This window comes from Streptomyces sp. CG 926 (genome assembly GCF_003148825.1).
Taxonomy (GTDB): domain Bacteria; phylum Actinomycetota; class Actinomycetes; order Streptomycetales; family Streptomycetaceae; genus Streptomyces.
Genome location: NZ_QGGZ01000007.1, coordinates 264,913 through 285,550 on the forward strand (window position 1 = coordinate 264,913; position 20,638 = coordinate 285,550).

The 20,638-nt window shown below is 72.3% G+C and carries 18 protein-coding genes; 9 read left to right on the forward strand and 9 right to left on the reverse strand.

Translation table 11 applies throughout. The annotated features are described in order from the left end of the window. Nucleotides 1–46: 46 nt before the first annotated feature. The 3 genes from BCL76_RS20435 to BCL76_RS20445 are packed head-to-tail and all read right to left on the reverse strand — an operon-like array spanning nucleotide 47 to nucleotide 3,619. Entirely contained in the window at nucleotides 47–832 is a 786-nt protein-coding gene (locus BCL76_RS20435; RefSeq protein ID WP_030765496.1) for a 3-oxoacyl-ACP reductase, read from the reverse strand. 5 nt (nucleotides 833–837) lie between these two features. After that, nucleotides 838–2,217: an aldehyde dehydrogenase family protein gene (locus BCL76_RS20440; protein ID WP_109780898.1), complete on the reverse strand. Its 1,380-nt coding sequence runs from the start codon at nucleotides 2,215–2,217 to the stop codon at nucleotides 838–840. Nucleotides 2,218–2,254: 37 nt separating this feature from the next. Next, the gene (locus BCL76_RS20445) at nucleotides 2,255–3,619 is read right to left on the reverse strand and encodes a glutamine synthetase family protein (protein ID WP_109780899.1); all 1,365 of its coding nucleotides are present in this window, start codon (nucleotides 3,617–3,619) and stop codon (nucleotides 2,255–2,257) included. 77 nt (nucleotides 3,620–3,696) lie between these two features. On the opposite strand from BCL76_RS20445, the gene BCL76_RS20450 reads away from it, so the two are divergent. From BCL76_RS20450 to BCL76_RS20465, 4 genes are all read left to right on the forward strand, one after another. Next, on the forward strand, nucleotides 3,697–4,443 hold the full coding sequence (locus BCL76_RS20450) for a FadR/GntR family transcriptional regulator (protein WP_109780900.1): 747 nt from the start codon (nucleotides 3,697–3,699) through the stop codon (nucleotides 4,441–4,443). A 122-nt stretch (nucleotides 4,444–4,565) separates the two neighbouring features. After that, complete coding sequence (eat, locus tag BCL76_RS20455) at nucleotides 4,566–6,044, forward strand: ethanolamine permease (RefSeq protein ID WP_258309809.1); 1,479 nt, start codon at nucleotides 4,566–4,568, stop codon at nucleotides 6,042–6,044. A 44-nt stretch (nucleotides 6,045–6,088) separates the two neighbouring features. After that, nucleotides 6,089–6,796: a gamma-glutamyl-gamma-aminobutyrate hydrolase family protein gene (locus BCL76_RS20460; protein WP_109780901.1), complete on the forward strand. Its 708-nt coding sequence runs from the start codon at nucleotides 6,089–6,091 to the stop codon at nucleotides 6,794–6,796. Nucleotides 6,797–6,917: 121 nt separating this feature from the next. Beyond that, a complete protein-coding gene (locus tag BCL76_RS20465; protein ID WP_258309810.1) occupies nucleotides 6,918–7,730 on the forward strand; it encodes a hypothetical protein in 813 nt (270 codons plus the stop codon). Between the two features lie 36 nt (nucleotides 7,731–7,766). Here BCL76_RS20465 and BCL76_RS20470 read toward each other — a convergent pair whose 3' ends face one another. Both BCL76_RS20470 and BCL76_RS20475 read right to left on the reverse strand, forming a co-directional pair. Then, on the reverse strand, nucleotides 7,767–8,117 hold the full coding sequence (locus tag BCL76_RS20470; RefSeq protein ID WP_109780903.1) for a hypothetical protein: 351 nt from the start codon (nucleotides 8,115–8,117) through the stop codon (nucleotides 7,767–7,769). Between the two features lie 120 nt (nucleotides 8,118–8,237). Then, nucleotides 8,238–9,161: a LysR family transcriptional regulator gene (locus tag BCL76_RS20475; RefSeq protein WP_109780904.1), complete on the reverse strand. Its 924-nt coding sequence runs from the start codon at nucleotides 9,159–9,161 to the stop codon at nucleotides 8,238–8,240. 70 nt (nucleotides 9,162–9,231) lie between these two features. Between BCL76_RS20475 and BCL76_RS20480 the strand changes: the two genes are divergently transcribed. Beyond that, nucleotides 9,232–10,350: a TDT family transporter gene (locus tag BCL76_RS20480; protein ID WP_109780905.1), complete on the forward strand. Its 1,119-nt coding sequence runs from the start codon at nucleotides 9,232–9,234 to the stop codon at nucleotides 10,348–10,350. Between the two features lie 532 nt (nucleotides 10,351–10,882). Here the strand turns inward: BCL76_RS20480 and BCL76_RS20485 are convergent. Both BCL76_RS20485 and BCL76_RS20490 read right to left on the reverse strand, forming a co-directional pair. After that, nucleotides 10,883–11,638: a helical backbone metal receptor gene (locus tag BCL76_RS20485; RefSeq protein WP_109780906.1), complete on the reverse strand. Its 756-nt coding sequence runs from the start codon at nucleotides 11,636–11,638 to the stop codon at nucleotides 10,883–10,885. Next, nucleotides 11,635–12,249 (reverse strand): helix-turn-helix domain-containing protein, encoded by a 615-nt coding sequence (locus BCL76_RS20490; RefSeq protein WP_051774094.1) that lies wholly within the window; start codon nucleotides 12,247–12,249, stop codon nucleotides 11,635–11,637. Before BCL76_RS20490 ends, BCL76_RS20485 begins: the two co-directional genes overlap by 4 nt. Nucleotides 12,250–12,483: 234 nt before the next feature. Between BCL76_RS20490 and BCL76_RS20495 the strand changes: the two genes are divergently transcribed. The 4 genes from BCL76_RS20495 to BCL76_RS20510 all read left to right on the forward strand — a co-directional run bounded on the left by BCL76_RS20495 (nucleotide 12,484) and on the right by BCL76_RS20510 (nucleotide 16,996). Further along, entirely contained in the window at nucleotides 12,484–13,389 is a 906-nt protein-coding gene (locus tag BCL76_RS20495) for a 5'-3' exonuclease (RefSeq protein WP_109780907.1), read from the forward strand. A 48-nt stretch (nucleotides 13,390–13,437) separates the two neighbouring features. Continuing rightward, complete coding sequence (locus tag BCL76_RS20500; RefSeq protein WP_109780908.1) at nucleotides 13,438–14,277, forward strand: siderophore-interacting protein; 840 nt, start codon at nucleotides 13,438–13,440, stop codon at nucleotides 14,275–14,277. Nucleotides 14,278–14,442: 165 nt separating this feature from the next. Beyond that, nucleotides 14,443–16,002 (forward strand): serine hydrolase, encoded by a 1,560-nt coding sequence (locus tag BCL76_RS20505; protein ID WP_109780909.1) that lies wholly within the window; start codon nucleotides 14,443–14,445, stop codon nucleotides 16,000–16,002. Nucleotides 16,003–16,021: 19 nt separating this feature from the next. After that, the gene (locus tag BCL76_RS20510) at nucleotides 16,022–16,996 is read left to right on the forward strand and encodes an RluA family pseudouridine synthase (RefSeq protein WP_109780910.1); all 975 of its coding nucleotides are present in this window, start codon (nucleotides 16,022–16,024) and stop codon (nucleotides 16,994–16,996) included. 7 nt (nucleotides 16,997–17,003) lie between these two features. Here BCL76_RS20510 and BCL76_RS20515 read toward each other — a convergent pair whose 3' ends face one another. Together BCL76_RS20515 and BCL76_RS20520 are read right to left on the reverse strand one after the other, a co-directional pair. Next, nucleotides 17,004–17,669 carry a TetR/AcrR family transcriptional regulator gene (locus BCL76_RS20515; protein ID WP_109780911.1) on the reverse strand — a complete coding sequence of 222 codons (666 nt, stop codon included), beginning with the start codon at nucleotides 17,667–17,669 and terminating at the stop codon, nucleotides 17,004–17,006. A 91-nt stretch (nucleotides 17,670–17,760) separates the two neighbouring features. After that, a complete protein-coding gene (locus BCL76_RS20520) occupies nucleotides 17,761–20,601 on the reverse strand; it encodes a DEAD/DEAH box helicase (protein ID WP_109781051.1) in 2,841 nt (946 codons plus the stop codon). Between the last annotated feature and the right edge of the window lie 37 nt (nucleotides 20,602–20,638).

Below are 20,638 nucleotides of genomic sequence, written 5' to 3' on the forward strand. Positions count from 1 at the left end.
GGCACCTCGCGGTGCCCGGCCGGTCGGGATGCGGTGGTGGCGCGGCCTACAGCGGGGTGACGTACGCGCCGGAGATGCCGCCGTCGACGAGGAAGTCGGTGGCGTTGATGAAGGAGGAGTCGTCGCTGGCGAGGAAGGCGACGGCGGCGGCGATCTCGGTGGGCTCGGCGAAGCGGCCCAGCGGGATGTGGACGAGGCGGCGGGCCGCGCGCTCGGGGTCCTTGGCGAACAGTTCCTGCAGCAGCGGGGTGTTCACGGGCCCCGGGCACAGGGCGTTGACGCGGATGCCTTCGCGGGCGAACTGCACGCCGAGCTCGCGGGACATCGCGAGCACCCCGCCCTTGGAGGCGGTGTAGGAGATCTGGGAGGTGGCGGCGCCCATGATGGCGACGAAGGAGGCGGTGTTGATGATGGAGCCGCGGCCCTGGCGCTGCATGTAGGGCAGGGCAGCCTTGCAGCACAGGTAGACGGAGGTGAGGTTGACGTCCTGGACGCGCTTCCAGGCCTCCAGGCCGGTGGTCAGGATGGAGTCGTCGTCCGGGGGCGAGATGCCCGCGTTGTTGAAGGCGATGTCCACGGAGCCGTAGGTGTCGAAGGCCGTCTTGAAGAGCGCCTCGACCTCCTCGGGGCTGGTGACGTCGACCTTGACGAAGGTGCCGCCGACCTCCTCGGCCGCGGCCTTGCCGGCGGTCTCGTCGATGTCCGCGCACACGATGTTGGCGCCCTCGGAGGCCAGGCGGCGGGCGGTGGCGAGGCCGATGCCGCTGCCGGCTCCGGTGATGACGGCGGTGCGGCCGACCAGGCGGCGGCAGACGATCTCTTCGTTGGACATGTGCTTCAGGCCTCCGTGCTGATGAAGACGTTCTTGGTCTCGGTGAAAGCGGTGAGGGCGTCGGGTCCGAGCTCGCGGCCGAGTCCGGACTGCTTGTAGCCACCGAAGGGGGTCCAGTAGCGGACGCTGCTGTGGGAGTTGACGGACAGGTTGCCGGCGGCGACGGCGCGCGAGACGCGCAGCGCGCGCCCGATGTCGCGGGTCCACAGGGAGCCGGAGAGGCCGTAGTCGGTCGCGTTGGCCAGGCGTACGGCGTCCTCCTCGTCCTCGAAGGGCAGGACGACGGCGACCGGCCCGAAGACCTCCTCGGTGGCCACGGGCGCGGTGGGGGCGACGTCCGTGACGAGGGTGGGCGGGTACCAGAAGCCGGGGCCTTCGGGGGTGGTGCCGCGGATCGCGGTGAGGTCGTCGGTGACGAAGGACCGTACGCGGTCCAGCTGGGTCCGTGAGATCAGCGGGCCCATCTGCGTCTTCTCGTCGAGCGGGTCGCCCACGGTCACGGCCGCGATGCCGGGGGCGACGAGCTCCAGGAAGCGGTCGTAGGCGGAGCGCTGTACGAGGATCCGGGTGCGGGCGCAGCAGTCCTGGCCGGTGTTGTCGAGGAAGGCCATGGGGGCGGCGGCGGCCGCCGCTTCGAGGTCGGCGTCGGCGAAGACGATGTTGGGGCTCTTGCCGCCGAGTTCGAGGGTGACGCGCTTCACCCGGTCGGCGCACTTGGCCATGATCTGCTTGCCGACGCGGGTGGACCCGGTGAAGACGATCTTCGCGACGCCGGGGTGTTCGACGAGGGCGTCGCCGGCGACGTCACCGCGGCCGGGGAGCACCTGGAAGAGGTGTTCGGGGATCCCGGCCTCGAGGGCGAGTTCGGCGAGGCGCAGCGCGGTCAGCGGGGTGGTCTCGGCGGGCTTGAGGATGACGGCGTTGCCGGCGGCGAGGGCGGGGGCCAGGCCCCAGGCGGCGATCGGCATGGGGAAGTTCCACGGGGCGATCACGCCGATGACGCCGAGGGGTTCGAGGAAGGTGACGTCGATGCCGCCGGCGACGGGGATCTGGCGGCCGGAGAGCCGTTCCACTCCCCCGGCGGCGAAGTCGAGGAGGTCGCGTACGTTGCCGGCTTCCCAGCGGGCGTTGCCGATGGTGTGGCCGGCCTCGCGGACCTCCAGCTGGGCCAGTTCCTCGATGTGGCCGTCGACGACCGCGGCGAAGCGGCGCAGCAGCCGGGCCCGGTCGGCGGGGGCGGCCGTCGCCCAGGCGCGCTGGGCCGCGGCGGCCCGGGCGACGGCGGCGTCGACATCGTCCCGTGTGGCGGCCGGGACGATGGCGACGGTTTCCTCGGTGGCCGGATTCAACACTCGTAGTTCGAAGGGGGCCGGCTCATCGGACACGTGGTGCCTCACAGTTTCGTTCGATGGTGTGCGGTGGCTACAGGCGTTCGAAGGAGCGGCGCAGCTCCCAGTCGGTCACCGCGGAGTCGTAGGCGTCGAGTTCCACGCGGGCCATGTTCCGGTAGTGCGCGACCACTTCGGGGCCGAAGGCGGCCTTGGCGATCTCGCTGTTCTCCCAGAGCTCCGCGGCCTCGCGCAGGGTGGCGGGGACGTGGGCGTAGTCGGAGGTGTAGGCGTTCCCGCCGCAGGCCTCGGGGAGCTCCAGGCGGTTCTCGATGCCGTAGAGCCCGGCCGCGACCAGGCCGGAGACGGCGAGGTAGGGGTTGACGTCGCCGCCGGGGAGGCGGTTCTCGAAGCGCATGGAGCGGCCGTGGCCGACGACCCGGAGGGCGCAGGTCCGGTTGTCGACGCCCCAGGCGACGGCGGTCGGCGCGAAGGATCCCGGCCGGAAACGCTTGTACGAATTGATGTTGGGGGCGTAGAGAAGGGAGAAGTCGCGCAGCGCGGCCAGCTGGCCGGCCAGGAAGTGCCGCATCACCGGTGACATTCCGCCCGGGCCGTCCCCGGCCATCGCGTTGCGTCCGTCGGCGTCGGCCAGCGAGAGGTGGATATGACAGGAGTTGCCCTCGCGCTCGTCGAACTTCGCCATGAAGGTGAGCGAGACACCTTCCTGGGAGGCGATCTCCTTGGCTCCGGTCTTGTAGACGGAGTGCTGGTCGCAGGTGGTGAGCGCCTCGTCGTAGCGGAAGGCGATCTCGTGCTGGCCGAGGTTGCACTCCCCCTTGGCCGACTCGACGATCAGGCCCGCGGTCTGCATCTCGTTGCGGATCCGACGCAGCAGGGGTTCGATGCGGCCGGTCCCGAGGACGGAGTAGTCGATGTTGTACTGGTTGGCCGGGGTCAGGTCGCGGTAGCCCGAGTTCCAGGCCTGCTCGTAGGTGTCCTGGAAGACCATGAACTCCAGCTCGGTACCGACCATCGCGGTGTACCCGTGCTCGGCGAGGCGCTCCAGCTGGCGGCGCAGGATCTGCCGGGGGGCGGCGACGACGGGCGAGCCGTCGTTCCAGGCGAGGTCGGCGAGCAGGAAGGCGCTGCCCGGGTTCCAGGGGATGCGGCGCAGGGTGGCCAGGTCGGGGTGCATGGCGAAGTCGCCGTAGCCCCGGTCCCAGGAGGACATCTCGTAACCGTCGACGGTGTTCATGTCGGTATCGACGGCGAGGAGGTAGTTGCAGCCCTCGGTACCGTGCTCGAGGACCTCGTCGAGGAAGAACTGTGCGGCGAACCGCTTGCCCTGGAGCCGCCCCTGCATGTCGGGGAAGGCCAGGACGACTGTGTCGATCTCACCGCTGGCGACGAGGGAGCGGAGCTCCTCGGGCGCGAGCGGCGGCTTGCGGTCTACCACTGGAATCTCTCCTTCGGTGAGCCGAGGAGGCCTAAGGTATTGAATAGAACCATTGCTTGGGAAGGGGAGGAGCCGAGATGACCGATACGGCGAGCGAAGGTGACGCCATCGCGCGACTGAATCCCGTACTGCGGCAGGTGCGGGCGGGCAACGGTTTCGAGGAGGCGCTGGAGCAGATCCTGCAGGTGGTCCGGCTGGGTCTGGTGCCGGGCGGCGAACGGCTGCCGCCCGAGCGTGAGCTGGCCGAACGGATGGGGATCAGCCGGGTCACCCTGCGCGAGGTGCTGAAGGTGCTGCAGGACCAGGGACTGGTGGAGGCCCGGCGCGGGCGGTACGGCGGAACGTTCGTGCTGCCCCGCCCCGACACCCCGGCCGGCGGCGCCGAGGAGGAGCTGCGCCGGCGTGTCGCGGGGGTGGACATCGAGGACGTCCTGCGGTTCCGCGAGGTCCTGGAGGTGGGAGCGGCCGGGCTGTGCGCCTCCCAGGGCCTGACCGAGGAGGGCACCGAACGACTGCTCGGCGCCCTGGCCGCCACCCACGACGCCCCGCTCGCCGACTACCGTCGGCAGGACACGCTCTTCCACCTGACCCTGTGCGAACTGGCCGGATCCGCCACCCTGACGGCCCAGTACGCGGCCGTCCGGGCCGGCGTGAACGACCTGCTGGACTGCATCCCGCTGCTCGTACGCAACCTGGAGCACTCCCAGCAGCAGCACAGCACGCTGGTGGAGGCGGTGCTGGCGGGCGACGCGACCCGGGCCCGGGAGACCATGCGCGAGCACTGCTGCGGCACGGCGGCGCTGCTGCGAGGCTTCCTGGCCTGAGCGGCACCGGGGGGCCGCCCGAGAGGGTTTCGTAACTTCTGTTTAACGCAGAGGTCTTGCGCACTCCACCGCTCTAAGGCAAAGGTACGCCCCACAACCATTGCCTGAGGCAGGAGCGCACGATGGCCGACGACATCGAGGCACGGCTCGCCGCCGTACCCGCACCCACCACATCCCCCGACGGCGGGGGCAGCCCCGACGAGTACCTCGCGCGCCGGACGCTGCGCCGCGGCAGCGCCGGCTGGCTGCTCCTCACCGGTCTCGGCGTCGCCTATGTCGTCTCCGGGGACTTCTCCGGCTGGAACGTCGGCCTCGACAAGGGCGGCTTCGGCGGCCTCGCCATCGCCACCGTCCTCATGGGCGCGATGTACGCCTGTCTGGTCTTCTCGCTCGCCGAGCTGTCCACCATCCTGCCGACGGCCGGCGGCGGCTACGGCTTCGCCCGCCGCGCGCTCGGCCCGTGGGGCGGCTTCCTCACCGGCACCGCCATCCTGATCGAATACATCCTGGCCCCGGCCGCGATCGTCATCTTCATCGGCGACTACGTCGAATCCCTCGGCCTCTTCGGACTCACCTCCAGCTGGCCCGTCTACCTCGGCTGCTTCGTCATCTTCATCGGCGTCCACCTCTGGGGCGTCGGCGAGGCGCTGCGCTTCAGCCTCGTCGTGACCGCGATCGCCGTCGCCGCGCTGCTGATCTTCGCGGTGGGGGCCTTCACCGAATTCGACGCCTCCGGCCTGAACGACATCCCCGTCGACGCCGACGCCTTCGGCTCCAACTCCTGGCTCCCGCTCGGCGTGCTGGGCATCTGGGCCGCGTTCCCCTTCGGCATGTGGTTCTTCCTCGGCGTCGAGGGCGTACCGCTGGCGGCCGAGGAGGCCAAGGACCCGGTCCGCTCCATGCCGAAGGCCCTCTCCATCTCCATGGGCATCCTCGCGCTGCTCGCCCTGATCACCTTCTTCGCCGCGACCGGCGCCCAGGGCGCCGACGCCGTCAAGGCCGCGGGCAACCCGCTGGTCGTGGCCCTGGAAGGGGACGGCGGCCCGACCGCGCTCAGCCGCTTCGTGAACTACGCGGGCCTGGCCGGCCTGGTGGCCTCCTTCTTCTCCCTCATCTACGCGGGCTCCCGCCAGCTCTTCGCCCTCTCCCGCGCCGGCTACCTGCCCCGCTTCCTGTCGCTCACCTCGAAGCGCAAGGCCCCGTACCTGGGGCTGATCATCCCCGGCGCCATCGGCTTCGCCCTCGCCGCAGCCACCGGCAACGGCGCCCGCATGCTCAACATCGCGGTGTTCGGCGCCACCATCTCCTACGCCCTGATGGCCCTCTCGCACATCGTGCTGCGCCGCCGGGAGCCGGACCTGGAGCGCCCGTACCGCACCCCGGGCGGGATCCTGACCTCCTCGGTGGCCTTCACGCTCGCCCTGTCGGCCCTGGTCGCCACCTTCCTGGTGGACAAGGACGCGGCGTTCATCGCGCTCGCCGTGTACGCCGTCGCCCTGGCCTACTTCGCCTTCTACAGTCGCCACCACCTGGTGGCCTCGGCCCCGGAGGAGGAGTTCGCGGCTCTCGCGGAAGCCGAGGCGGAACTGACCCGCGACTGAAACCCTGTCACCGTCCGCCCCACCCCCTTCCGGAGGTATCGAACGTGCCCAGGCCGCTCATCGGCATCACCACCTACGTCGAGGATTCCACCCGCTACGGCGTGTGGGACCTCCCGACATCCCTCGTACCGACCGGGTACCACGAACTCGTCCAGGCGGCGGGCGGCGCCGCCGTGCTGCTCCCGCCGGACGAGCCCGGGTCGGCGGCGGAGGTGCTGAGCCGGGTGGACGGCCTGGTCGTCGCGGGCGGACCGGACCTGGACCCGCTGCACTACGGAGCCGTACGCGACTCCCGTACGGGCGCCCCCGCCACGGTCCGCGACCACTGGGAGCTGGCGCTGATCGCGGCGGCGCTCGACGCCGACCTGCCTGTCCTCGGCATCTGCCGGGGCATGCAGGCCCTGAACGTGGCCCTCGGCGGCACGCTCCTCCAGCACATCGACGGACACGTCGACACCCCGGGCGTCATGTCCTGGCACCCGGTCCGCCCGGTCCCGGGCACCCGCTACGCGGACCTGGTCCCGGAGGAGGCGCAGGTCCCGACCTACCACCACCAGGCCGTCGACCGGCTGGGCCGCGGCCTGGTCGTCTCGGCCCACGCGGTCGACGGCACGGTGGAGGCGATCGAACTGCCCGACCCCGAGCGGTGGGTGCTGGGCGTCCAGTGGCACCCGGAGCGGGACAAGGACACGCGGGTGATGTCCGCCCTCGTCGAGGCGGCCTCCGTCCGTACCGCGGTACCGGTGGGCTGACCGACCGCCGGCCGCGGGGGCCCGGCACCTTCCCCGGCGCCGGGGCCCCGCGGCCGGCCCTCCCGCCTCCCCTGCCCGCGCACGAATGGCCCTCCGGTCGTCGGGCGCGCACCCTGGATGGGTGAGTACCGAGGCACACGGCAAGGCGGCGTCCGGGCCGGTGGCCGGGTTCCTGGAGAACCCGGTCGTGGGCATGGCGCCGTGGATCATCTTCTCGCTGCTGGTCGGCCCGGGACGGTTCGAGCTCGCGGTCGGACTGGCCCTCGCGGTGTCGATCGCCCTGACCGCGGTGACCCACCTGGTCAACCGCGGCAGCTCCTGGAAGCTGTTGGAGCTGGCCGACATCACCTTCTTCGCCACCATGGCCGTGATCGGGGCCTTGGCGAGCGAGGGGACCCTGAACTGGCTGGAGACCTACGCCGGCGAGGTCGCCAACATCGCGCTGGCGGTGATCGCCTTCGGCTCGATGGCGGTCCGGACGCCGTTCACCCTCCAGTACGCCCGCGAGCAGGTCGATCCGTCGCTCTGGCACACCCGCGGCTTCCTACGGACCAACTACATGATCACGGGGGCCTGGGGCATCGCCTTCCTCGTGGCGGCCGCCGCCGGGGCCTTCGGGGATCTGGTCCTGCACAACCCGAACAACATCTGGACCGGCTGGGTCGTCCAGATCCTGGCGATCGTCGCCGCGGTGAAGTTCACCGTCTGGTACCCGGACGTGGCCCGCGCCAGAGGAGCCCGCGAGGCCGCGGGCCTACCCCCCGAGCCCACACCGTGGGCCGGCTTCCTGGTGCCGCTGGCGGGTCTGCTCGTACCGATCGGCATCGTCGTCCTGATCTTCGACAACATGTGGTGGCTCGGCGTCGCCCTGATCGTGGTGGGCTCGCTCCTGACGAAGTCCCTCCAGTCCCGGGCGACCCAGGAGCCCACCTGACGGCGGACTCCCGGGATCCGGCGGACGCCTGGTCCGTCAGCGGCTGAAGACGACCGAGCGAAGCTTCAGCCGCTCCGAGCCGTAGCCCGTGCGGGGTCGCAGGGTGAAGTGGTCGCCCTCGCAGTCGGGCTCGGTGAACACCGTCGCCGTCGCGTCGGTCCTGTTGCGCGGCGAATGCGCCGGGCTGCTGGCCCCCGGGTCCGCGACCTCCGGCAGGGTGATGCACTCCTCGCCCGGCGGGTCGTCGAGCACCACGCGCAGCGGGGTGCCGTCGAGCCCGGTGACGGTGTACTGGAACTGCCCCTCCGCGGCCGAGGCCGATGTCGGGATCGTGAGCAACAGGGTGAAAGCGCCGAAGGCGGCGACGGCGGCATGGCGAAGTCGCATCTGGGTCCTCCTCGGGAGAGCGACAAACGTGCAGGAGCCACCTTTCCGCCGTCCCGGAGCCGGGTCACCGCCCCCACCCCGCCGAATCGATCCGCCCTCGCCCGTACGGACCAACCCGACCTAGACGCGGCGGTGGGTAAGGGACAGCAGGTCACGGGCCGGGCCGGCCGGGCGGGAGCCCGTCGGCCAGACTGCCCGCAGCGCCCGGTCCAGCGGCGCGCCCGACACGGGGACCTCCACCAGCCGCCGTGCGCCCAACTCGTCCCCGACCGCCAGCTCCGACAGCACGCACGGCCCGGCACCGCTGAGCGCGGCCGCCTTCACCGCCGTGGTCGACGCCAGTTCCAACAGCGGCGCGGCCAGCCCGCCGGCCGAGACCAGCGCGGCGTCCAGGACCTGCCGCGTGCCGGACCCCCGTTCGCGCAGGATCAGCGGGGTCGAGGCCAGCTCCGCCGCCACCACCCCCCGGGTACGGCGCGCCCACGGATGACCGGGGGCCACCGCCACCACCAAGCGGTCCTGCGCGATCACCGCCGAGTCCAGTCCCTCGGGCACGGTCAGCCCCTCCACGAACCCGAGGTCGGCCTCGTGCGCGAGGACCCGTTCGGCGACCACCGCCGAATTCCCGGCGTGCAGGGACACCGCCGTGTCCGGGCGCTGCCCCCGCAGGGCGATCAACCAGCCCGGCAGCAGGTACTCCGCGATGGTCATGCTGGCGGCCACCCGCAGCCGCGAGTCCCGCCGCCCGCGCAGCGCCTGCGCCCCCGCGTCGAAGGCCTCCGCCGCCTCCACCACCCGCCGCGCCCAGTCCGTGACGAGCGCGCCCTCGGCCGTGAGCGTCGACCCCCGCGGGGAGCGGTCCACCAGGGCCACGCCGAGCCGGGTCTCCATGGCCCGGATCCGGCTGCTCGCGGCGGGCTGGGTGATGCCGAGGCGCCGGGCAGCGCCGCTCAGGCTGCCGACCCGCGCGACCGCGAGCAGCAGTTCCAGCGCGCCCAGGTCCGGTACCCGGTGTGCCAGCGGAACCCACTCCTCATTACCCATAACGTCAGTTTATGACCTCATAGGGAGATGGCCTCTGCCGCCCCGTCCGCCCCGGCGCGAGGCTGGAGCCATGGCCACCACCCTCGTGCGACCCCGCACCCACACCACACCCGCAGTCCGGGCCCACAAGGCCCCCGTGCTGCGGCATCTCGGCCCCAACTGGTACGCCTGCGTCATGGGCACGGCGATCCTCGCCAACGCCGGCGCGACCCTCCCGTACCAGCTCCCCGGCCAGCGCGTGGCCTGCCAGCTCGTCTGGGCGCTGTCCGCCGTCCTCCTCGCCGTGCTGCTCACCGCCCGTGCCGGGCACTGGCTCCACCACCGCGACCAGGCCCGCGCCCATCTCCTCGACCCGGCCGTCGCCCCGTTCTACGGCTGCCTCTCGATGGCCCTGCTGGCCGTCGGCGGCGGCACCCTCATCGTCGGGAAGGACCTCATCGGGACGGGCGCCGCGGTCGCCGTGGACGCCGTGCTCTTCACCGTCGGTACCGTGATCGGCCTGGTCATGGCCGTGGCCCTGCCCTACCTGATGGTCGTACGCCACAAGGTCGAGCCCAAGCAGGCCACCGCCGTCTGGCTGCTCCCCCTGGTGCCGCCCATGGTCTCCGCCGCCCTCGGCCCGCTGCTGATACCCCACCTGCCGGCCGGCCAGCCCCGCGAGACCCTGCTGCTCGCCTGCTACGCCATGTTCGGCATCAGCCTGCTCGCCACCCTGTCGATGCTCCCCCTGATCTTCGGGCGGCTGATCGTGGGCGGCCCCCTCCCCCTGGCCCTGACCCCGACCCTGTTCCTGGTCCTCGGCCCCCTCGGCCAGTCCACCACCGCCGTGAACCAGCTCGCGGATGTCGCCCCCCAGTCGATCGAGGGCACCTACGCGGGTGCGCTGGGCGCCTTCGCCGTCGTCTACGGGGTCCCGGTGATGGGCTTCGCCCTGCTGTGGCTGGCCCTGGCCACGGCCATGCTGGTACGGGCGGCCCGGGGCGGCATGGGCTTCGCGATGACCTGGTGGGCGCTGACCTTCCCCGTCGGCACCTGCGTCACCGGAGCCACCGGCCTGGCCCACCACACCGGCCTGACGGCCTTCGCCTGGCTCGCCACCGCCCTCTTCCTCGCCCTCCTGACCGCCTGGCTCCTGGCCGCGGCCCACACCCTCCGCGGCCTCCTCTCAGGCCGCCTGCTCGCGGGCTGACCACTTCCGCCGGGCGGTGGTGCCGGTGCGCTGCCCCGGTGCCCGCGCCTCAATCGCCGGCGGGGCCGGGTGGTGCGGGCCGCTCCCTCAGGGCCGGGCGGGATCCGATCCCGGTGCGGGCGGGTCCGCGGGGCCGGGCAGGGGTGTCTCCTCGGCTCGCGCGACGCGGGCACGTCTCGGCTGTGGGTCGGTGGTTGCGCGCTCGTCCTGCGGGGACACCCCTCCCCGTCCCCGCTCCCCACGCGTCGGGGTGATTCCGGGGCACTGTCGAAGCACCGCCGTGGGGCGGGGACACGGCGGAGTGTCCCCGCAGGACGAGCGCGCACCACCGGGTACAGCCGAGACATGCCGTACCGCGCGAGCCGAGGAGACACTCCGCCGGGGCACCGCCCCACACCGAAGCGATCCCTGCCGGGAGCCACCGGGTACGCGCAGCCGAACCCAGCCCCGCCGGCGATTGAGGCGCGGGGCCCGGGGCAGCACCCCGCCACCACCGCCCCGGCGGAGCCGCACCGCAGCGCCCCGGCAGCGGCTACGGCCCGGCGGCCGCGTCCCGCAACTGCGCGCCCAGCACCGCCACCGCCTCCGCCAGCGAAGGCCCGTACCAGGTCAGGTGCCGACCACTGACCAGGGCCGCCGGTAGATCCGGGAAGGCCTCCGGGCCGTCCTCCCGCGTGAAGCGGTACGGCTCGTCCGGCAGCACCACCAGATCGCAGTCGGCCGCCGCCAGTTCCTCCACCGGCACCCGGGGATACCGCTCCGCATGACCGGCGTAGACGTTGCGCACGCCCAGCCGCGCCAGCAGGTCCCCCGCGAAGGTGTCCCGCCCCAGCACCATCCACGGCCGCCGCCAGATCGGCACGAACGCGGAGGCGGAGGCGGAGCCGGTACGCGCACCGACCGCCGCCGCCCCGCCCCACGCACGTTCCGCGTCCGCCAGCCACCCCGGCCTCGTCAGCCCCAGCGCCCCCACGAGCACCCGGTCCAGCTCCCGCAGCGCCTGCGGCAGATCCCGTACCTCGGTGACCAGCACCTCGACCCCGGCCGCGCGCAGCTCCGCCAGGTCGGGGGCCCGGTTCTCCTCCTCGTTGGCGATCACCAGGTCCGGCCGGAGCTCGGTGATCCGCCGTACGTCGGGGTTCTTCGTCCCTCCGACCCGCACCGCGTCACCGAGGTCCCCGGGGTGGGTGCACCAGTCGGTGACCCCGACCAGCAGCCCCGGCGCGCTCACGGCCACCGCCTCGGTCAGCGAGGGCACCAGCGAGACGACCCGCCGCACGCCGCTCAGTGTCCCGGGGACGGGGGCTCGGAGGTCGCGTGGATGTGCTCGCCCACCGCGACGACCAGGATCCGGGTGTCCTCGGTGACCGCCCGCCAGCGGTGGCGCACACCGCCGGACAGGAACAGCGCGTCCCCGCTCTCCAGCCGGTACGCCCGCCCTTCCGCTTCGACCTGGCAGGCACCCTCGACCACGTACATCAGTTCGTCGTTGCGGTGCTGGTACTCACGTCCGGCGTCCTGGTCCCCGGTGAACTCCATCGCGTGCAGCTGATGGTGCCCGCGCACCAGCGGCCGTACGCCCGGGAACGGGGTGAGCCCGGAGGCGTCACCGGCCCGTACGAGGTCCACCGTGCGCGCGGTGTCGGAGGCGGCCAGCAGCTCGACGGCCGTGGTCTCCAGCGCGTCCGCGACCCGCTCCAGGGAGCGCATGCTGGGCCGGGCCCGCTCGTTCTCTATCTGACTCAGGAAGGGCACCGACAGGCCGCTGCGCGCCGATACGGCGGCCAGCGTGAGATGGAGCGCGCGGCGCCGCTTGCGTACGGCCACGCCCACCCGGAGCGGCTCCTTGCCGTCCTTGTCCTTGCTCTTGTCGTCCCTGTCGTTCAGCTTGCCGTCCATGCCATCGGTGCCGTCGATGCCGTCCCTGTCGTTCATGTCGGGGCTGCCCTCCCCATGTCTGTCGCACATCGGTGTGCTGTAAGCACCTTACGCAGCAACCGCCTCCGGTTTCGCGTGCACGGCTGTTCCCGTACCCACGCGATCACTGTCCGTCGCGGTGCGGGACGTCCGGGCGGCCGGGGCGTCCACGGCGTGCGTTGCGGCATCATCGACTGCGTGACGACACGACGCCTGATGCTTCTGGACACCGCCTCCCTCTACTACCGCGCCTATTTCGGTGTGCCGGACTCGGTGAAGGCCCCCGACGGCACCCCGGTCAACGCCGTGCGCGGACTGCTCGACTTCATCGGCCGGCTGGTCCAGGACCACCGGCCGGACGATCTGGTGGCGTGCATGGACGCCGACTGGCGGCCGCACTGGCGGGTGGAGCTGATCCCCTCCTACAAGGCGCACCGGGTGGCCGAGGAGACCGCGACCGGTCCCGATGTGGAGGAGACCCCGGACACGCTCGCCCCGCAGGTGCCGATCATCGAGGCGGCACTGGACGCCTTCGGCATCGCCCGGGTCGGGGTCGCCGGGTACGAGGCGGACGACGTGATCGGCACGCTCACGGCCCGCGCGAGCGGGCCGGTGGACATCGTCACCGGCGACCGGGACCTGTACCAGCTGGTGGACGACGCCCGGCAGCGGCGGGTGCTGTACCCGCTCAAGGGCGTGGGCACCCTGCAGGTGACCGACGAGGCGTGGCTGCGCGAGAAGTACGGGGTGGACGGGCCCGGTTACGCGGATCTGGCGCTGCTGCGCGGCGACCCGAGCGACGGCCTGCCGGGCGTCCCCGGCATCGGCGAGAAGACGGCCGCCAAACTCCTGGACGCCTACGGCACGCTGGCCGGAATCATCGCGGCGATCGACGACCCGAAGTCGAAGTTGACCCCGACGCAGCGCAAGCGGCTGGACGAGTCCCGGCCCTATCTGGCGGTGGCTCCGAAGGTGGTCCAGGTGGCCTCCGACGTGCCGCTACCGACGTTCGACCCGGCCCTTCCGGCGGCCCCGGCGCAGCCCGAACTGGTGGATGCGCTAGCCCATCGGTGGGGTCTGGGGGGCGCAGTCGCTCGCCTGAGCAGCGTGCTGCGCCCATGAGGTGATAACTTAGGTAAGGCTAAGTTTCGTGGAGTCAGGGGAGTCACCGTGGCAGAAGGACGCGCCCGCACCGTCGGCACCGCCGTCGTCGTACGCACCGAGCGGCTGTCGCCGCACATGGTGCGACTCGTGCTGGGCGGTGAGGGCCTCCGGGAGTTCGGCGTGGGCGAGTACACCGACCATTACGTGAAGCTGCTTTTCGCCCCGGTCGGCGTGAACTACCCCGCGCCGTGGGACCTGGACCGGATCCGCGCGGACTTCCCCCGGGCGCAGTGGCCGCGCCAGCGCGCGTACACGGTACGCGGCTGGGACCCGGCGCACCTGGAGCTGACCCTCGACTTCGTGGTCCACGGCGACGAGGGCCTGGCCGGCCCCTGGGCGGCGCGGGTGCAGCCGGGCGAGCTCGTACGCTTCCTCGGCCCGGGCGGCGCCTACGCCCCGGACCCGGTGGCCGGCTGGCACCTGCTGGTCGGCGACGAGAGCGCCCTGCCCGCGATCGCCGCCGCGATGGAGCGGATGCCGACGGGCGCACGGGTCCACGCCCTCGTGGAGATCGACGGCCCGGCCGACGAGCTGAAGGTCGCCACCCCGGACGGCGTCGTCCCGATCTGGCTGCACCGCGGCGACCGCCCGGTCGGCGAGGCCCTGGTGGAGGCCGTCACCTCGATGGAGTTCCCCTCGGGGGACGTCCACGCCTTCGTCCACGGCGAGGCCGGCTTCGTCAAGGAGCTGCGCCGCCACCTGCGCATGGAGCGCGGTGTCCCGCGCGAGCGCCTGTCGATCTCGGGCTACTGGCGCCTGGGCGAGACGGACGAGGGCTGGCGCGCGATCAAGCGCGACTGGAACGCCTCGGTGGAAGCCGAACAGGAACACCGCGCGGCCGCCTAAAGGTTTCAGCCCGGGCGGCGCCACTTCGAGCCGCACCGGCACCTCTCCGGCCCCGCCGGCGTTCGAGGCGCGGCGCCCGGGGGCAGCGCCCCCGGCACGGCGCCGCACCCGCCCACCGCCGGACGGCAACGGGCGGCCGGCGGCCCCCGGCGGGACAATGACTCCATGCGTACGCTCCCCGCCCTGGGGGCAGCCGGGGCCGCGGTGCTCCTCGCCGCGGCGGTGGCGATGCCGGAGACGGCCGCGCCCACCCCACCGCCCGCCCCGAAGCCTCAGATCTCGGACGCCGCCGTCGACAGGGCCGTGGCCCGCCTCGACAGCACCGTCGAGGACATGATGCGCCGCACCGGTGTCCCCGGCGTCTCCGTGGCCGTCGTCCACAACGACAAGGTCGTCCACATCAAGGGCTACGGGCTCCGCAGGACCGGTGAGAGCGCCAAGGTCGGCCCGGACACCGTCTTCCAGCTCGCCTCGGTGTCCAAGCCCGTCTCCTCCACGATCGTGGCCGGTGCGCTGACCGACCCCCAGGAGTGGGACAACCGCACCACGCTGCCCGGGTTCTCCCTGAAGGACCCCTGGGTGAGCGACCACGTCACCGCCGCCGACCTGTTCTCCCACCGCAGCGGCCTGCCCGACCACGCCGGCGACCTCCTCGAAGACCTCGGCTACGACCAGGCGTACATCCTCGACCACCTGCGCCTGGAGCCCCTCGCCCCGTTCCGGGCGAGCTACGCCTACACCAACTTCGGGCTCACCGCGGCCGCCGAGGCCGTCGCCCGCGCCAAGGGCACCAGCTGGCAGAAGCTCAGCGCCGACACGCTCTTCAAGCCCGCCGGCATGACCCGTACGAGCACCGAGTTCTCCGACTTCATCAACGCCCCCGACCACGCCTCCACCCACGTCAAGACGGTCGACCCCAGCACTGGCGCCGTCACCTGGAGCCCCCGCTTCGTCCGCGACCCCGACGCCCAGTCCCCGGCCGGTGGTATCAGCTCCACCGCCACCGACATGGCCCGCTGGCTGCGGCTGCAACTGGCCGGCGGCACCCTCGACGGGAAGCGGATCATCCCCGCCGACACCCTCGCCCGGACCCACCTGCCCGAGATCGTGTCCCAGCCGACCAACGCCATCGGCACCACCAGCTTCTACGGTCTCGGCTGGAACGTCGGCTACGACCAGGCCGGCCGCCTGCGCCTGAGCCACTCCGGCGGCTTCGAACTCGGCGCCAACACCAACGTCACCATGCTGCCGCTGGAGAAGCTCGGCATCGTCGTCCTGACCAACGGCGCCCCGGTCGGCCTGCCCGACGCCGTGGCCCTGGACTTCTTCGACTACGCCGAGCACGGCAAGGTCTCCACCGACTGGCTCCCGCTGGCCGCCTCCGCCTACGCCGCGGCCCTCGCCGCCCCGGGCGCGTCGACCACCGACTACGCCCACCCGCCCAAGGGTGCGCAGCCGGCCCAGGACAGCGCCGCGTACACCGGAACCTACGACAACCCCTACTACGGCAAGGCCACCGTGACCGCCGACGACAAGGGCGCACTCACCCTGGCCCTCGGCCCCAAGCCCCTACGCTTCCCGCTGACCCACTACGACGGGGACACCTTCAGCTTCGTGACCCAGGGCGAGAACGCGATCGGCCGCACCGGAGTGTTCTTCACCGACGGGAGCCTGCGCGTGGAGTACCTCGACGCCGAACACCTGGGCACCTTCACCCAGCAGTAGCCGCATAGCCTGTTCCCCGATGAGACGCCGAGCCCAGCCACCGACCTCGCCCCTCCCCCAGCGCGCCGGCATCGACCCGGTCCGACTGCGGCTGCCGCCCGACCCCGAGGGGACATGGCCGGATCTCGGCGACTACCTCGCGGCACGCTACGCCGGCACCCGCGGCGCCGATTCCATGGCCGCTCTGCTGGCCGCGGGCCGGGTGCTGGGCTCCGGCGGGCAGGTCCTGCGCGCGGAGGACCCGTACGAGCCGGGCGCCTACCTGTGGTTCCACCGGGACATGGAGCCGGAGCCGCGGGTGCCGTTCCCGATCTCCGTCGTCCACCGGGACGCTCACCTGCTGGTGGTGGACAAGCCGCACTTCCTGGCCACCACCCCGCGCGGCTCCCACATCACCGAGACCGCCCTGGCCCGGCTCCGCACGGAGCTGGACCTGCCCGACCTCAGCCCCGCGCACCGGCTGGACCGGCTGACGGCGGGGCTGGTGATGTTCAGCGTCCGGCCCGAGGACCGCGGCGCCTATCAGCTGCTCTTCCAGCGGCGCGAGGTGCACAAGGAGTACGAGGCCCTCGCGCCCCACGACGCGGAGCTCGCCCGCACCCTGCCGCGTACGGTCCGCAGCCGGATCGAGAAGGCCCGCGGGGTCATCGCGGCGGTCGAGGTGCCGGGCGGCGAACCCAATGCCGAGAGCCTCGTCGAGCTCGTCGACTCCCGGGGCGGGCTGGGCCGCTACCGGCTGACCCCGCACACCGGCCGCACCCACCAGCTGCGGGTCCACATGAACAGCCTGGGCCTGCCCATCCTCGGCGACCCGGTGTATCCGCAGGTCACCGACCCGGCCCCGGACGACTACCGCAGGCCTCTGCAACTCCTGGCCCGCGTACTCGCGTTCACCGACCCGGTGACCGCGCGCGTGCACCGCTTCGAGAGCGGCCGCACCCTCCAGGCCTGGGACGACCGCGCGGGCTGGGAGGCGGGATCCGGCGGCCGGTAGCGCCCGGTCAGGTGGTGTCGCCGGGCAGGTCCACGCCCGCGATGCGCAGGGCCGCGTCCGCCGTGGCCTCCGCGAAGACCGTCGCCGGTCGATCCGGATCCGTGCGGTGGATCAGCATGACGCCCTCGATGAGCCCGAAGACGAGGTCGCCCCGGAGCGTCAGACCCGCCCTGTCCTCGGCCAGTTCGGCGCCGACACGGGTCCCGGCGAGCAACACCCGGTAGGCGTGCTTGAGTTCCCCGCGCATCCGGCGGAACCGCGCGAGGCGCGAGCCGCCCAGCTCGGGCAGCAGGTAGAGCGCCCCCAGGTTGTACGGCCCGCCGCACAGCAGCAGGACGTCGGAGCGGCACAGCTCCCACAGCCGCCGCCCCGCGCAGCGCCGGTCGTCCGCGAGCAGCTGCCTGGCCAGCACCAGCGAGGGTGCGACCGTGGACTCCAGCAGTTCGGCGAGGAGTTCCTCCTTGCCGTCGAAGTAGTGGTACATCGTGGCCTGGCGCATCCCGGCCCGTTCGGCGACGGCCCGCGTGGTGGTCGCCGCGTATCCCTGGTCGGCGAACAACTCGGCCGCCGCGCAGAGGAGTTCCTCGCGCGGCGGCCGGCCGCTCTCCGGTCGCAGCCGGTCGGCGCGTGGCCGACCGACCCGTCTCGGACCATCGTCCGCTTCCCCGCTCATGGCATCGATCGTCGCACAGAGCACGCCGATTCGATCATGGCAAGAGATCAGATCGGGTCATCCCCACTCTCGGAGGAAGCCCCAAATCCGCCTAGCCGACCGAGCTGTAGGCCACTACACCCCGAAGCAGCGCGTCCACGGCCTTGCGGGCATTGCGCGCCACCGTGCTCCCGCTGTCGCCGGAGGCCGACGGAGCCGCCGCCGCGACCTGCCCGAGCACGTCGATGACCTGCTTGCACCAGCGCACGAAGTCACCGGCCGGCATCTCCGCCTCGCGCAGCACCTCGTCCAGGCTCTTGTCGGAGGCCCACTGGTACGCCGCCCACGCGAAGCCGAGGTCCGGCTCGCGCTGGCCCACGCCCTCTGCCTGGTTGATGCGGTGCTCCTCCTCCAGCGCGTCGAGCCGGCCCCAGATCCGGACCATCTCGCCGAGCGCCGCCTTGGCCGCGCCGCCCGGCACCTTCGGCGCCACCGCGTCGTCGGACTGCCGCGCCTCGAACACCAACGCCGAGACGCAAGCCGCCAGTTCGGCCGGGCTCAGGCCCTCCCACACCTTGGCACGCAGGCATTCGGAAGCCAGCAGGTCCAGCTCCCCGTACAGCCGGGCGAGCCGCTTGCCGTGCACGGTGACCTCGTCCTCGCGCAGGTAGTCCAGCTCGGTCAGCAGTGCGTGGATCCGGTCGAAGGTGCGGGCGATGGTGTTCGTCCGGCCCTCGATCCGCCGCTCCAGCTGTTGGGTGTCCCACTTGAGCCGGTGGTAGCGCTCCGCCCAGCGGGCGTGGTCCTCGCGCTCGTCGCAGCCGTGGCAGGGATGCGCCCGCAGCTCGCTCCGCAGCCGGGCGATCTCCCGGTCGTCGGCGGCCGCGGCCCGGCCGCGCGAGTGGCGTTCCGGCGTGATGTGCCCGGCCTTGGTCCGCAGCTGCGACGCCAGGTCCCGACGGGACTGCGGCGAGCGCGCGTTGAAGGTCTTGGGGATCCGCATCCGGTCGAGCGCCTCCACCGGGACCGGGAAGTCGATCGCGGCGAGCCGCTTGACCTGCCGTTCGGCGGTGAGCACCAGCGGGCGCGGGCCCTCGGCGTACTCGTGCCCGCGGTGCCCGTTGACCCGCCCGGCCGGCACGCCCGGGTCCAGGACCAGCGCGAGCCCGGCGAACTTGCCCGTCGGCACGTGGATGATGTCGCCCGGCTTGAGCTTCTCCAGCGAACTGGCCGCCTGCACCCGGCGCTGTGCCGCGCCCTGCTTGGCCAGGTCCGTCTCACGGTCCTTGAGGTCACGGCGCAGCTGCGCGTACTCCTCGAAGTTCCCCAGGTGGCAGGTCATGCCCTCCTGGTAGCCCTCCAGGCCCTCCTCGTTGCGCTGCACCTGCCGGGAGATCCCGACGACCGAGCGGTCGGCCTGGAACTGCGCGAAGGAGGTCTCCAGCAGCTCGCGCGAGCGGTGCCGCCCGAACTGGCTGACCAGGTTCACGGCCATGTTGTAGGACGGCTTGAAGCTGGAACGCAGCGGATACGTACGGGTACCGGCGAGACCGGCGAGGCCGGCCGGGTCCATCCCGCGCTGCCAGAGCACCACGGCGTGGCCCTCGACGTCGATACCGCGCCGGCCGGCCCGGCCGGTCAGCTGCGTGTACTCGCCGGGGGTGATGTCGGCGTGCTGCTCGCCGTTCCACTTGACCAGCTTCTCCAGGATCACCGTGCGCGCGGGCATGTTGATGCCCAGCGCCAGGGTCTCCGTGGCGAAGACGGCCTTGACCAGGCCGCGGACGAAGAGCTCCTCCACGACCTCCTTGAAGGTGGGCAGCATGCCCGCGTGGTGGGCGGCGATGCCCCGCTCCAGCCCTTCGAGCCACTCGTAGTAGCCCAGGACGTGCAGGTCCTCGGTGGGGATGGAGGCGGTCCGCGACTCGACGATCTCGCGGACCCTCAGCCGCGCGGGTTCGTCGTTGAGCCGCAGGCCCGCGAACAGGCACTGCTGGACCGCGGCCTCGCAGCCGGCCCGGCTGAAGATGAAGTTGATCGCGGGCAGCAGCCCGTCGTTGTCGAGGCGGGCGATGACCTCGGGGCGCGACGGGGTCCAGATCCGGCCGCGGGAGCGCCGCTCGCGCTCGCGGTCGGCCTCACGGACCATCTTGCCGCGCCGCCGGTCCTTCGGACTGTAGGTGCGGCTGTTCTCGTCGCGGGCCATGCGCAGCAGGTCGGGATTGACCTCCCGGCGCGTGGAGCCGCGGCCGCCGTGGTCGGACTCCTCTTCGAAGAGGTCGTAGATCCGGCGGCCGGCCATGACGTGCTGCCACAGCGGTACGGGCCGCTCCTCGGAGACGATCACCTCGGTGTCGCCGCGTACGGTGTCCAGCCAGTCGCCGAACTCCTCGGCGTTGGACACGGTGGCTGACAGGGAGACCAGGGTCACCGACTCGGGAAGGTGGATGATCACTTCCTCCCAGACGGCTCCGCGGAACCGGTCGGAGAGGTAGTGGACCTCGTCCATCACGACGTAGCCGAGGCCGCGCAGCGACTGGGAGCCCGCGTACAGCATGTTGCGGAGCACCTCGGTGGTCATCACGACCACCGGCGCCTCGGAGTTGACGCTGTTGTCGCCCGTCAGCAGCCCCACCTTGTCGGCGCCGTAGCGCTTGACGAGGTCGGCGTACTTCTGGTTCGACAGCGCCTTGATCGGCGTCGTGTAGAAGCACTTGCGGCCCTGCTGGAGGGCCAGGTGCACGGCGAACTCGCCGACGATGGTCTTGCCCGAGCCGGTCGGGGCGGCGACGAGGACGCCTTTGCCGGCCTCCAGCGCCTTGCATGCCTCGACCTGATACGGGTCCAGGTCGAAGTCGTACATCTCGCGGAAGGGGGCCAGGGCAGAGGCCTCTTCGGCGGCGCGGATCCGGGCAGCGGCGTACCGCTCGGCGGGTGAGAGTTCTTCGGTCATCTTGCTGTCGAGCCTACCCGCCACCCCTGACAACAGT

Coding starts and splice junctions, on each gene's coding strand:
- BCL76_RS20435 (WP_030765496.1), bottom strand. CDS start 832: ATGTCCAACGAAGAGATCGTCTGCCGCCGCCTGGTCGGCCGCACCGCC.
- BCL76_RS20450 (WP_109780900.1), top strand. CDS start 3,697: ATGACCGATACGGCGAGCGAAGGTGACGCCATCGCGCGACTGAATCCC.
- eat (WP_258309809.1), top strand. CDS start 4,566: ATGGCCGACGACATCGAGGCACGGCTCGCCGCCGTACCCGCACCCACC.
- BCL76_RS20470 (WP_109780903.1), bottom strand. CDS start 8,117: ATGCGACTTCGCCATGCCGCCGTCGCCGCCTTCGGCGCTTTCACCCTG.
- BCL76_RS20475 (WP_109780904.1), bottom strand. CDS start 9,161: ATGGGTAATGAGGAGTGGGTTCCGCTGGCACACCGGGTACCGGACCTG.
- BCL76_RS20480 (WP_109780905.1), top strand. CDS start 9,232: ATGGCCACCACCCTCGTGCGACCCCGCACCCACACCACACCCGCAGTC.
- BCL76_RS20490 (WP_051774094.1), bottom strand. CDS start 12,249: ATGGACGGCAAGCTGAACGACAGGGACGACAAGAGCAAGGACAAGGAC.
- BCL76_RS20495 (WP_109780907.1), top strand. CDS start 12,484: ATGCTTCTGGACACCGCCTCCCTCTACTACCGCGCCTATTTCGGTGTG.
- BCL76_RS20505 (WP_109780909.1), top strand. CDS start 14,443: ATGCGTACGCTCCCCGCCCTGGGGGCAGCCGGGGCCGCGGTGCTCCTC.
- BCL76_RS20510 (WP_109780910.1), top strand. CDS start 16,022: ATGAGACGCCGAGCCCAGCCACCGACCTCGCCCCTCCCCCAGCGCGCC.
- BCL76_RS20515 (WP_109780911.1), bottom strand. CDS start 17,669: ATGAGCGGGGAAGCGGACGATGGTCCGAGACGGGTCGGTCGGCCACGC.
- BCL76_RS20520 (WP_109781051.1), bottom strand. CDS start 20,601: ATGACCGAAGAACTCTCACCCGCCGAGCGGTACGCCGCTGCCCGGATC.